General features: G+C 43.5%; 11 protein-coding genes and 1 other annotated feature. All 11 genes read left to right on the top strand.

The features are described from left to right. The first annotated feature begins 21 nt into the window (after positions 1 to 21). The 11 genes from ACFOGI_RS02355 to ACFOGI_RS02305 all read left to right on the top strand — a co-directional run bounded on the left by ACFOGI_RS02355 (position 22) and on the right by ACFOGI_RS02305 (position 12027). Positions 22 to 165 carry a YqzL family protein gene (locus ACFOGI_RS02355; protein ID WP_390267818.1) on the top strand — a complete coding sequence of 48 codons (144 nt, stop codon included), beginning with the start codon at positions 22 to 24 and terminating at the stop codon, positions 163 to 165. Positions 166 to 231: 66 nt separating this feature from the next. Continuing rightward, positions 232 to 975: a DNA repair protein RecO gene (gene recO, locus ACFOGI_RS02350; RefSeq protein WP_390267815.1), complete on the top strand. Its 744-nt coding sequence runs from the start codon at positions 232 to 234 to the stop codon at positions 973 to 975. A gap of 58 nt (positions 976 to 1033) precedes the next feature. Next, positions 1034 to 1207: a binding site (T-box leader), on the top strand. Between the two features lie 63 nt (positions 1208 to 1270). Further along, on the top strand, positions 1271 to 2155 hold the full coding sequence (gene glyQ / locus ACFOGI_RS02345; RefSeq protein WP_390267812.1) for a glycine--tRNA ligase subunit alpha: 885 nt from the start codon (positions 1271 to 1273) through the stop codon (positions 2153 to 2155). After that, a complete protein-coding gene (gene glyS, locus ACFOGI_RS02340; protein WP_390267809.1) occupies positions 2156 to 4240 on the top strand; it encodes a glycine--tRNA ligase subunit beta in 2085 nt (694 codons plus the stop codon). It begins immediately after the preceding gene. Between the two features lie 85 nt (positions 4241 to 4325). Further along, a complete protein-coding gene (locus ACFOGI_RS02335) occupies positions 4326 to 4955 on the top strand; it encodes a helix-turn-helix transcriptional regulator (RefSeq protein ID WP_390267806.1) in 630 nt (209 codons plus the stop codon). A gap of 13 nt (positions 4956 to 4968) precedes the next feature. Beyond that, positions 4969 to 5775 carry a pyruvate, water dikinase regulatory protein gene (locus tag ACFOGI_RS02330; protein ID WP_390267803.1) on the top strand — a complete coding sequence of 269 codons (807 nt, stop codon included), beginning with the start codon at positions 4969 to 4971 and terminating at the stop codon, positions 5773 to 5775. Positions 5776 to 6277: 502 nt separating this feature from the next. After that, entirely contained in the window at positions 6278 to 8095 is a 1818-nt protein-coding gene (gene dnaG / locus ACFOGI_RS02325; RefSeq protein WP_390267800.1) for a DNA primase, read from the top strand. A 31-nt stretch (positions 8096 to 8126) separates the two neighbouring features. Then, positions 8127 to 9248, top strand: a complete 1122-nt coding sequence (gene rpoD / locus ACFOGI_RS02320; RefSeq protein WP_390267797.1) for an RNA polymerase sigma factor RpoD — start codon at positions 8127 to 8129, stop codon at positions 9246 to 9248. 354 nt (positions 9249 to 9602) lie between these two features. Continuing rightward, positions 9603 to 9995: a cytochrome c550 gene (gene cccA, locus ACFOGI_RS02315; RefSeq protein ID WP_390267794.1), complete on the top strand. Its 393-nt coding sequence runs from the start codon at positions 9603 to 9605 to the stop codon at positions 9993 to 9995. A 218-nt stretch (positions 9996 to 10213) separates the two neighbouring features. Next, positions 10214 to 10921, top strand: a complete 708-nt coding sequence (locus ACFOGI_RS02310; RefSeq protein WP_390267791.1) for a tRNA (adenine(22)-N(1))-methyltransferase — start codon at positions 10214 to 10216, stop codon at positions 10919 to 10921. Continuing rightward, a complete protein-coding gene (locus tag ACFOGI_RS02305; protein WP_390267788.1) occupies positions 10918 to 12027 on the top strand; it encodes a Nif3-like dinuclear metal center hexameric protein in 1110 nt (369 codons plus the stop codon). Before ACFOGI_RS02310 ends, ACFOGI_RS02305 begins: the two co-directional genes overlap by 4 nt.

Here is a 12027-nt window from a genome sequence, read left to right as displayed (position 1 = left end):
AATTGAAAGGTGGGGTTTCTTGTGATTGATACATGGAAATTTTTCAGTCAAACGGGAAACATTGAAACCTATTTGCTGATGAAGGAACTGGAGAACACCTCTTCATCCGATGATTGGCAGCAAAGTGAAAATGAAGAAGCGACCACAGAGGAAACAAACGTATAACCATGCGCTGGCCTCTTTCGGGGAAGGTTCAGCCAACCGAAATGGCTGGAAAGGAAGGGAACCATAGTGCTTGAAAAAATCGACGGGATCATCATTAAAACTGCAGATTATGGGGAGACACATAAAATAGTCACCATAATGAGTAAGAAACTAGGCAAGTTCTCGGCCATTGCGAAGGGGGCAAAAAAGCCCAAAAGCAGAATGGCGGCAGTGACACAGCCATTCATCCTTGGTCAATTTTTCGTGTACCTCAGCAAGGGGCTGAGCACTCTTCAACAGGGGGAAGTCATTCATTCTTTCCGTCCCATCCGAGAAGATATTATAAAAACTGCGTATGCAGCATATATTTCAGAAATGACGGAGAAGCTGGTTGATTCGCAAACACCGGATCCATCTTTGTTCGATCAACTCCATCAAACTTTGGAATGGATTGAGCAACAAGAGGATGCAGAAGTTCCCGTCATGATGTATGAATTAAAACTTTTTGCAAGAGGGGGATTCGCCCCGTCCGTCGACAGATGTGCGCTGTGCGGAGGGAACGAGCCTCCTTTTTCCTTTTCTGTTGCAGAGGGGGGGCTTCTATGCAGGAAGTGCAGAAGTCTGGATCCAGAAGCGATTTCATTAACAGACCCGGCTGCCAAACTGCTTTACATCTTTGCACATGTTGGCCTGGAACGTGTTGGCAGGATTTCAGTCAAACCAGAGAATAAACGGCTGATCCGACAACTTCTGGATGTCTATTATGAACAGTATGGCGGGTATTATCTGAAAACGAAAAAGTTCCTTGCACAACTGGACAAGTTGAAATAGTATACTGTTGACATCTTTTCAGCAGATAGAGTAAGATAATGTACATATGAGAAATGAAAGTGTTGCTATGAAAGAGATTAGTACCTGTTGTAACCCATTCAGAGCGAGTCCGGGATAGTGTAAGCCGGGTGGTGGGACGGCTGGGAAGGCACTCTTGAGCAATTTAGATGAAAGTGGTTCTTCCACGGGAAGGGCAAATAGGGTGGAACCGCGGGTAGAACCCGTCCCTATGTCTGTAAAGATACAGACATAGGGACGGGTTTTATTATTACCAAAATAATGGAGGTTGGAACATATGAACATTCAGAACATGATCTTAACATTGCAGAATCATTGGTCGGAACAAAATTGCATTCTTATGCAAGCCTATGATGTAGAAAAAGGGGCAGGCACCATGTCTCCGATGACTCTTTTGAGGAGCCTTGGTCCTGAACCATGGAATGTAGCATATGTGGAACCGTCCCGTAGGCCTGCGGACGGTCGCTATGGGGATAACCCTAACCGACTTTATCAGCATCACCAGTTCCAGGTGATCATGAAGCCATCTCCCGAGAATATCCAGGAACTCTATTTGAAATCCTTGGAAAAGCTGGGAATTGACCCATTGAAGCATGATATTCGGTTTGTGGAGGATAATTGGGAAAATCCTACCCTGGGAGCTGCTGGACTTGGATGGGAAGTATGGCTTGATGGAATGGAAATAACTCAATTCACCTATTTTCAACAGATCGGCGGTTTGGAAGCGGACCCTGTTTCTGTTGAAATCACATATGGGATCGAACGTCTTGCTTCTTATATTCAAGACGAAGAAAATGTCTTTGATCTTGAATGGACAGACGGTGTCACTGTCAGCGATATTTTCTATCAGCCGGAATATGAGCATTCCAAGTATACGTTTGAAGAATCTGATACAGACATGCTATTCCAGCTCTTTTCCATGTATGAAAACGAGGCACGGAGAACCATGGAAAAAGGTCTTGTTTTCCCCGGGTATGATTACGTATTAAAATGCTCCCATACCTTTAATCTACTGGATGCAAAAGGTGTTATATCGGTGACAGAACGTACCGGCTATATATCCAGAATTCGAAACCTGGCCAGAAATATTGCCAAAGCATATGTTGCTGAAAGAGAAAGACTAGGGTTTCCTATGCTGAAAGATAAAAAGGAGGAGATGTAGATGGGAAAAGATGTCTTATTGGAAATCGGTCTGGAGGAACTGCCGGCTCGGTTTGTAGATGACGCGGAAGAGCAGCTAGCCGTAAAAACAGAAAAATGGCTGGACGAATTGCGAATCGAGCATGGTTCGGTCACCTCTTTTTCTACTCCAAGGCGTCTGGCAGTTTTAGTAAAGGACGTGGCTGAAGAGCAAACATCCATAAGGGAAGAAGCAAGAGGCCCAGCCAAAAAAATTGCCATAGATGAAGATGGCAATTGGACAAAGGCAGCTATAGGGTTTACGAAAGGTCAAGGGAAGACAGTAGAGGATATATATACGAAGGAAATTAAAGGGACAACCTATATATTCGTGGAAAAACATATTGAAGGTTCCGAAACAAGGGAGCTTCTACCGGAATTGCGAGACATTATCACTTCTATACAGTTTGGCAAAAATATGCGTTGGGCAGATGAAACATTAAAATATGCCAGGCCGATCCGGTGGATTGCAGCATTATATGGGCAAGAGGTTATTCCCTTTGCATTGACAGGTGTCCAAACAGGGAACAAGACATTCGGCCATCGATTCCTAGGGCAAGAGATAACGATTGAAAAACCAGACAGCTATGTCGATGCTCTAAGAGAACAGTACGTTATCGTTGATTCTGAAGAAAGAGAGCGCCTGATACGCGATGGGATCAGCGACATAGAAGAACAGAAAAGTTTCCAAATCCCTATAGATGAAGATCTGATGAAAGAAGTTCGGAATCTGGTAGAATACCCGACCGTGTTCACCGGGGCTTTCGAAAGCCAGTTTTTGGAACTGCCACCGGAAGTGTTGATAACTTCCATGAAGGAACACCAGCGCTATTTCCCTGTGAAAACGGAGGAAGGACAGCTACTTCCTTATTTTATCGGAGTCAGGAATGGCGATGACCGCTATTTGGACACCGTTGCCAAAGGGAATGAAAAAGTGCTTCGTGCCAGATTATCCGACGCCCGGTTCTTTTTCGAAGAAGACCAGAAAAATTCCATTAACTTTTATCTTAAGAAGCTTCAACGAGTGGTTTTCCAAGAGAAATTAGGAACCTATCATGACAAAGTCGAGCGGATAACCAAAATCACTAGGAAGCTGACAGAATTACTTGGGTTGGGTAAGGCTGATGCTCAAACCGCTGTAAGGGCGGCTGAAATATGTAAATTTGACCTGATGACGAACATGGTTAATGAATTCACCGAATTACAAGGAACCATAGGAGAAAAGTATGCTCGGAGCAAGGGCGAGGAAGAGGCAGTTGCGCAGGCGGTCGGTGAACACTACATGCCAAAGCAAGCGCACGGTGACCTTCCGACTACGGTTCCTGGTTCAGTGGTCAGTCTTGCAGATAAATTGGATACCATTGTCGGATGTATCTATGTAGGCCTTGTACCGAGCGGGAGTCAAGACCCATATGGGCTGAGGCGCCAGGCAGCAGGAATATTGCGTATTCTGCAACAAAACCAGTGGGATATTTCTGTGGAGAGTTTATTGGGACTGACTCAGGAGCTGTATCAAACACTGGATCTCGACCTGGAAAATGCTGATAATGGGGCAGATGAGCTGCAGGAGTTTTTCAAATTGCGTGCATCCTTCCTGATGAAGGAAATGGGTGTCGAGCAGGACATTGTGCAATCTGTCATTCATAAGGAAATCGGTGTGATTGATTATACCTTTGCGAAGGCTGCAATACTTTCCGAAAAACGCACGGATGAATCATTTAAAGTAGTCCAGGAAGCATTGACACGTGTTTTGAATCTCGCTGGCAAAACAGCAGAGACACATGTGAATCCAGATTACTTTGCTAGCAATTCTGAACATGCATTGTATAAAAAGTTGCAGGAGATCGTTGATCCTTTTTGGAGAGCAAACGAGGGGAAAGATGGGGAAAAAGCAATAGATCTTCTGGCTGAACTGGCAGAACCCATTCACTCCTTCTTTGACCACAATATGGTCATGGCGGAGGATCAACAGGTTAAGAACAACCGTCTAGCTTTAGTAAATTCCATTGCTGTATTGGTGAATGAGTATGCAGATCTTAGGACCATCGAATGGAAACAGAGCTTTTAACAATGATTCCTTTCCTTTTCACTATTATATAAGATATAATAATGGTCAATAAGTATGTCATATTTGATCGTTGGGTGGTGAAAAGGTGGAACTATCGAACAGGCAGGAACAGATAATCGAGATAGTAAAAGAAAATGGACCCATAACTGGTGAAAAGATAGCTGACCAACTCAGTCTAACCAGAGCGACATTGAGACCTGACCTGGCTATTCTTACGATGGCCGGTTTCCTTGATGCCAGGCCCCGCGTGGGTTACTTCTATACGGGGAAAACAGGATCCGAACTGCTGACGGAAAAGATAAAGAAATATAAGGTTCATGAGTTTCAGCATGTACCAGTCGTAGTTAAGGAAGATGTATCGGTCTATGATGCAATTTCCACCATGTTCCTGGAAGACGTGGGCACTATTTTTGTCGTGGATGAGCATTCCTGTATTACGGGTGTTCTGTCGCGAAAAGATTTATTAAGGGCGAGTATAGGGCAACAAGATTTAAGTGCGATTCCTGTCCATATCATTATGACCAGGATGCCGAATATAACTGTATGCAGGAAAGGAGACCTTCTGATTGATGTCGCCAATCAGCTGATAAATAAGCAGATTGATGGTATACCAGTGGTTAAAGATACAGAAAATGGCATGGAGGTTGTAGGGCGTATTACAAAGACGACAATCACAAAAGTTTTTGTCGAGTTGGTGATGGATGATCAGGTTTAAAGGGGGAGATGATATGGTGACAGAAAAACCGGTAGTTTATGTACTTTCAGACTCGGTTGGAGAAACGGCAGAGCTGGTGATAAAAGCTGGTTTAAGCCAATTTAACAGTGGTGACTTCAAAATCAACCGTATTCCTTATGTCGAGGATAAAGGGACAATAGATGAGGCCGTTCAATTGGCAGCGGAGCAAAATGGTGTGATAGGGTTCACACTTGTAGACCCCGAGCTGCGGAACTATTTGAATGAACAAGCTCGAGCCAAAGACATAGAAGTAATCGATATTATGGGACCGACATTGGATGCAATGGAAAGAGTGTTCCAAAAGCAGCCAAGACTGGAAGCAGGTTTAGTTCATAAGCTGGATGAAGATTATTTCAAACGCGTGGAAGCTATCGAGTTTGCTGTAAAATATGATGATGGAAGAGATTCCCGGGGAATTGCACGGGCTGATATCGTTCTGATTGGTGTTTCACGGACCTCGAAGACACCCTTGTCTCAATACCTGGCCCATAAGCGGCTGAAGGTGGCGAATGTGCCAATCGTTCCGGAAGTGGATCCTCCAGAGGAACTGTTTGATGTAAATCCTGAAAAGTGTATCGGCCTCCGTATCAGTCCTGAAAAGTTGAATGAGATCCGTAAAGAGAGACTGAAGGCATTGGGACTTGGAGACCAAGCGACCTATGCCAATATTAAAAGGATTGAACAAGAGATAAATTATTTTAATGAAGTAGTAAAAAGAATTGGTTGTGAAGTCATCGATGTATCCAACAAGGCAGTAGAAGAGACTGCAAATATCATAATGCAGACGATCCATAAGTAATTTGCTTTTTTCAACAACAGCCACAATACTTTATAAGAGGGTAAAGTTGTAGCTGGCGTACTCATTGGAAGATATGTCAAACACTTTCTTAATTATTTCGTGAAAAGACGCAGAAAATATCCCGGAAACGGTGGAATATTTTCTGCGTTTATTATTTTTTTATTTTAATGGCATTTTTACCTCTGTTGTATTATAATATGAATTTGTGCAAAGATATTAAGGGCAATCATAAGGTCTGATTTCAGGCTGGTATTCTGAAAAGTAAAACATTCTGCAGTAAGAAGGGATTTCATCGTTTCATGTAGAATTAAGGTGTGTCAGGATTTTTGCAGGTCCTTAAACCTTTCTCTTTTGAAATGAGATAAATTGGGCAAGACTGCAAATTGATAGGAACTTTTTATGTAGAGGGGTCACTAAAAGTTTTGTGCACCAAAGAAGAAAATTGTCGAATAAAGAAGGATTTTCTTCAATTATCTTGAATAATAGTATAGTGGTGGTTAATATGGCCAATCAAGTACCTGAGGAAGTTATTGAAGAGGTTCGAAAGGCGAACGACATTGTCGATGTCATTGGTGAGTATGTTCAATTGAAGAAGCAGGGAAGGAATTACTTTGGTTTATGCCCTTTCCACGGAGAAAAGACTCCCTCTTTCTCAGTAACCCAGGAGAAGCAGATTTTCCACTGTTTTGGCTGCGGAAAAGGCGGCAATGCAGTCACCTTTCTGATGGAAATGGAAAGTTACTCTTTTTATGAAGCCATAAAATTTCTGGCAGATCGAAGCGGTGTGCAGTTGCCTGAGTCGGGGATCCGGAAGGAAACGTCCCTATCCAAGGAGAATCAGAGCATCCTTTCAGCCTATGAATGGCTGACAAAGCTTTATCATCATCTGCTCCGTCATACGAAAGACGGCAAAGAAGGCTATACTTATCTGAAAGAAAGGGGCCTCGATGATGATACCATTGACACCTTTCAGTTGGGGTTCGCTCCGAATATAAAGGACTTCACCACGGAATTTCTTGAAAAAAAGGGCTTCCATCAGCAATTAATGGTGAAAGCAGGTTTACTATCCCAGAAAGATGATAATAGTGTAAGTGACCGTTTCAGTGGGCGGGTCATTTTTCCTATACGCAATCATTTGGGAAAGACCATTGCTTTTAATGGGCGGGCCATCAATGAGCAGGGTCCCAAGTATCTGCACAGCGCAGAAAGTGAACTCTTCCAAAAAGGAAGAATCCTGTTTAATTTTGACTTGGCCAAAAAACATATCCGGAAAGAAAGCGAAGCAGTTTTATTCGAAGGATCCATGGATGTCATCACTGCATATCAGGCTGGAGTGAAAAATGGAATCGCCACATTGGGTACATCACTTACAGAAAGCCAGGCCAAACTCCTGAAACGTTATGTCGATACGGTCATACTGTGTTATGACGGGGACAGGGCCGGTATGGATGCCACATACAAAGCTGCAGTGCTCTTGCAGAAGGTCGGGTGCTATGTAAAAGTTGCCCCGATGTCCGATGATATGGATCCCGATAGTTTCGTCCGGAAGTATGGCGGGGAAACCTTTAAAGAACAGGTGATCAAACCGAGCACTACCTTCATGGGTTTTTATATGCGCTATATGAAAAGGAATTTCAACCTAAGCCTGGAAGGTGACCGGATCAAATATATTGAAACAGTGCTTAAACAGGCAGCGTTGATTGAGAGTCCTGTCGAACGGGAATATTATTTAAAAGAACTCAGCAACGAATATAATATCTCTATGGACACATTGACGGAGGAAATCCGCCAATTTCGGCAGAAAAGCGGTACACCGGAGGATAAGAGAGAGCAGGATCGTCATACTAATAGAAAAGCTGACGCCTTCCGCAAAAGGAAACGATTACTTCCGGCTTACCAAAATGCTGAAAGGCAGCTTATTTCGCATATGCTCCAGAACCCTTATATTGCAGATAAGGTGCGCGAGGAAATAGGTGCCGCTTTTAATCTGGACGTCCATAAGATTATTGCAACACATCTTTATGCTTTTTATGAAGAGGGGAACACTGCAGACCCCGGATTGTTCATGGAAAGGTTGGATGATGACGATGCAAGGAAAATTGTTGCTGAAATGGTAATGTTGCCTCTCAAAGAGGATATCAGTGACAAGGAAGTCAATGATTATATACGTACAATCCTCTCCGAATCCGGTGACAGGGTGAGCATCAAAGCACTGAAGGAACAGCAAAAACTGGCAGAGCAGCAGAACGATCCGCTGAAAGCGGCTCAAATAGCTATGCAAATCATTGAAATCCAAAAACAGTTGAAGAATACCAACTGATTTATAAAGTAGTCTGGAAGGAGGGGAACTCATGGCCGAGAATAAATCTTCGCAAGTAAAACAAAATGAAACCGAGTTGACACTCGACCAAGCAAAGGAACAATTGCTTGAAATGGGTAAGAAACGCGGTGTTTTGGCGTATGAAGAAGTGGCAGACCGCTTATCCAGTTTTGAATTGGAACCCGATCAGATGGATGAGTTTTATGAGTACCTGGGAGAGCAAGGTGTTGAAATTATAGGTGAATCGGAAGAAGATCCGAATATGCAGCAGATTGCAAAGGAAGAGGAATTCAACCTCAATGATCTAAGTGTTCCACTGGGAATAAAAATCAATGATCCGGTTAGGATGTACCTCAAAGAAATCGGCCGTGTCGATTTGCTGTCGGCTGCAGAAGAAATCGATTTGGCTACCAGGATTGAAAAGGGAGATGAAGAGGCGAAACGACGGTTGGCAGAGGCAAACCTTCGTTTGGTGGTAAGCATCGCCAAACGGTATGTCGGCCGTGGAATGCTCTTCCTTGATTTGATCCAAGAAGGGAATATGGGTTTAATCAAAGCGGTAGAGAAGTTTGATTACAGAAAAGGATTCAAATTCAGTACGTATGCTACATGGTGGATCCGCCAGGCAATAACCCGGGCAATCGCTGATCAGGCTAGAACCATACGTATTCCTGTCCACATGGTGGAAACGATCAACAAACTAATCCGAGTGCAGAGGCAGCTGCTACAGGACTTAGGTCGAGAACCGACTCCGGAAGAGATCGGGGAAGAGATGGAACTTTCTCCGGATAAAGTCAGGGATATCCTGAAAATTGCCCAGGAACCTGTTTCCTTGGAAACCCCTATAGGTGAGGAAGACGACTCCCATTTGGGTGACTTCATTGAGGATCAAGAAGCCGTATCTCCTTCTGATCATGCTTCCTATGAACTTCTTAAAGAACAGCTTGAAGATGTACTGGATACTTTAACTGACCGAGAGGAAAATGTACTCCGTCTTCGTTTCGGTCTTGATGATGGCCGCACACGCACGCTGGAAGAAGTTGGGAAAGTGTTTGGAGTTACCAGGGAACGGATCCGGCAGATAGAAGCCAAAGCCTTGCGTAAACTTCGTCACCCGAGCCGCAGTAAGCGACTAAAAGATTTTCTTGACTAATCGGAGAGTCATTGCACACCTGTGGGGTGTTCAATGGCTCTTTTTATCTGTATGCTGCCGAAATTGGCGTTTCAGTTCACTCAACATTAAACTCATTCTGTTACCGTTTTCATCTTTCTGTCTTTATTTTACTTAATCTCTTCGCATTTTGCAAACTCCCTATGAAGATGTTGTTGAACTTGTATTAAGTGTCGGGCGGATCACCAAAGTAACAGAATGGCAATCCAACAGGATTTGACAGGATTTGAGAGTTTTTCCTGTCTTTTTTCTTTAAACTCTTGAGGTTTTCGAGTAAAATATATATAGTCTTATATTGAAATACAAAATTGGGGAAGTACATAAGGAGGAATTATTATGAAAAATCCAGTGATCCCTTATGCAATCATTGCCATTGCTGGGATTCTCACCGTCATCGTTTTTTCCTTGGTGGGTGTGAACCAGCGTGAAGCAATTCAGGAAGAGCAAAACGGGGAACAGACAGAAGAATCAGGCGAGAGTTCTGAAGAGTCAGGTGAAGGGGAAACCACGGCTGATCCTGCGCAAATCTTTGAGTCAAACTGTGCAAGCTGCCATGGTGCAGACTTGTCCGGTGGAGCAGGCCCTGATTTGACCACAGTAGGCAGCCGGTTATCCCAGGAAGAGATTCAGGATATCATCATTAATGGTCAGGGGAGCATGCCTGCTGGAATGGCCACTGAACCAGAAGCTGAAGTACTCTCCCAGTGGCTGGCGGAAGAGCATCAATAAAATAGTTCATATACTGGAACCGGTATAACCGGAATGCAGTGGAGTATTTTAGTCTCGCTCGTTTGACGGAGTTGAGGGTGAATTTCTAATCAGCCATCTGCAAAAGAAAAGCTTTCTGCATAAACAGAAAGCTTTTCTTTTTCTGCTGTACCCACCTGTAATGACCTCATAGTTGTCACCGATGCGAGAACACATATACTTGAAAATGGAGATTAATTATGACTAATACAATACGATTATCAGACAGATTAAAAGTAACAGCATCCTATTTACCTGAAGAAGCACTTTTTGCAGATATAGGCTCCGACCATGCATACTTGCCCTGCTATGTCTGCCAGAACGATGGGCATGCCAAGGCCATTGCAGGTGAAGTTAGAAAAGGGCCTTATGAAAGTGCCCTCTCTACGGTAAGACAGTATGGACTTTCGCATGCTGTGGAGGTCCGCTTGGGGGATGGCCTGCAGGTTCTGGAACCGGCAGAAGTAAATCAGGTAGTCATTGCTGGTATGGGAGGGTCTCTGATTCAGTCGATCCTACAGGAAGGAAAAGATAAGTTAAGCTCTGTCGAGAGGATTATTGCTCAGCCGAATATCGATGCCAGAAACGTACGTAGATGGTTCAGTGAAAATGGTTATACGATTATCGATGAACAAATTCTCAAGGAGAATGGACACATTTATGAAGTTATCGTAGCTGACAAGAGTGCTGATAGCTTATATGGGGAAAATGATGCAGAGAAGCAGCTTTTATTCGGTCCGGTTCTCCTGGAGAATAAAACACCTGCCTTTTACCAAAAATGGGAACAGGAACTGAGCAATATAGAACGGATTATCAGACAGATGAAACAAGCCCGTGAACAAGACCTGGATAAAATAAAACGGTTTGAAATGGAAGCGGATTGGATAAAGGAGGTACTTGGACAATGACGAAAGAATGCCGTGAAATTTTTCAGCTGATTGAGGAGTGGAGTCCCAAAGATCTTGCTTATGATTGGGACAATGTCGGTTTACAATTGGGCTCTCCTCGAAAAAAAGTGAAAAAGGTCATGGTCACTTTGGATGTACTGGAATCGGTAGTGGATGAAGCAGTAGATAAAGGGGCTGACTTGATCATCGCTCATCACCCCATCCTGTTTAAACCATTGAGTGAAATTGATATGGAAACCCCTAAAGGAAAAGCAATCAAGAAACTGATCCAACATGACATTTCTGTCTATGCTGCCCACACAAACTTGGATGTTGCAAGTGGCGGGGTTAATGATTTGCTATGTGAAGCCCTCCATATCCATCCTGAGGAAGTATTGGTTGAAACTGGAAAAGAGAGACTCATGAAGGTTGCAGTTTATGTGCCGAAAGCTCAGTTGGAGGACATTCGTAAAGCTTTCCATCAAGCAGGCGCGGGGCATATTGGTGATTATAGCCATTGCTCTTTCCAGACGGATGGCGAGGGAACGTTCAAGCCATTGGAAGGAACGAATCCCTATATTGGTTCAGAGAATAAGCTTGAAGTCGTCCATGAAGTAAGGGTGGATACAATTGTTCCTGAAGGAAAAGTGAAGGAAGTTATTCACAACGTTATAGAAGCTCATCCATATGAAGAACCGGCCTATGATATTTATCCGCTTGAAAACCCAGGGAAAAGTATCGGTATTGGCAGGGTTGGCCACTTTGAAAGAGAAATGAGCCTTCGGGAACTTAGTGAAAAAGTAAAACATGCTTTCGGGTTGGAGAAACTTCGAGTAACAGGTGATCTGGATGCAAAAGTGAAAAAAGCGGCTGTTCTAGGAGGCAGCGGAGAGAAATATATCCATGCTGCAAAAGTGAAAGGTGCAGATGTTTATATAACCGGAGATATGTCATTCCACATGGCCCAAGATGCTATGGAAATGGGGCTTTCGGTTATTGACCCCGGTCACTATATAGAGAGTGTAATGAAAGAAGCAATGAAACATTATCTGGATAAAGGACTGAACAAAGAGAATATAGACATCTTTGTTTCCCAAGTGGATACAGATCCGTTTCAATTCATCTGA

This window comes from Virgibacillus xinjiangensis (genome assembly GCF_042643145.1).
Lineage (GTDB): Bacteria > Bacillota > Bacilli > Bacillales > Amphibacillaceae > Virgibacillus_O > Virgibacillus_O xinjiangensis.
The sequence above is the reverse complement of the archived record's forward strand: the minus strand, read 5'-3'. Positions and strand labels throughout refer to the sequence as shown.